Source organism: Geofilum rubicundum JCM 15548 (assembly GCF_000974365.1).
In the GTDB taxonomy this organism is placed as follows: domain Bacteria; phylum Bacteroidota; class Bacteroidia; order Bacteroidales; family Marinilabiliaceae; genus Geofilum; species Geofilum rubicundum.
Genome location: NZ_BAZW01000202.1, coordinates 1 through 633, shown reverse-complemented (window position 1 = coordinate 633; position 633 = coordinate 1). Strand labels below are relative to the sequence as shown.

Genomic DNA, 633 nt, shown 5'->3' with positions numbered 1-633 from the left:
CTGGGTCAATGCCGCAGTCCCCGGCGTAACAGTAACTGTTAAGCCAGAGGCCCGTCGCCACGGCATTGAGGGCTCCAGACTGAAGAGCAGTTCTGCGACTAGCTATGGTGATGTCATACGCATTGAGACTGAGAATGAATTTTCCCGGGACGGAGCGGTACTCTATTTTTCCAATGGTTCCGAAGAGGCGGTAGATAAAGGTGATTCGGAGAAGTATTTCAATGATTCTGAGAGAATACCTGAAATCTACACTCGTGTTGGCGAAAAGGCCTTGTCCATCAACGGTCTTCCTTTATTGAATGAAGCCGCCCGAACAATTCCATTGAGCGTTCGAAACCGCATAGCCGGTGAGGTCACCATGACGTTTGATCTGGGCTACTATTACGGCCAGCACGCGCCTTATCTGGAAGATAGAGAAACGGGGGCCTTTATTAACTTGCTGCACGAAAATACTTACACCTATACCGTAAGCGAGACAGGAGACAACCACGATCGCTTTGTGTTGAACTTCTATCTGGTCTCTACCGACCTGGAAACACCAGGAGCGGACGAGACCGATGCCGGCAGTGCCATCAATATTAAAAGTTTGTCGGGCAAGGTACTGGTGAGCGTAGGAATGGATCTGCTCAAGGA

1 protein-coding gene is annotated in these 633 nt (G+C 49.9%); it reads left to right on the top strand.

Annotated elements, in window-relative coordinates; all coding sequences use genetic code 11:
- The coding region (locus JCM15548_RS22120; protein WP_062129163.1) for a DUF8693 domain-containing protein at positions 1-633 on the top strand (633 nt) is incomplete at both ends.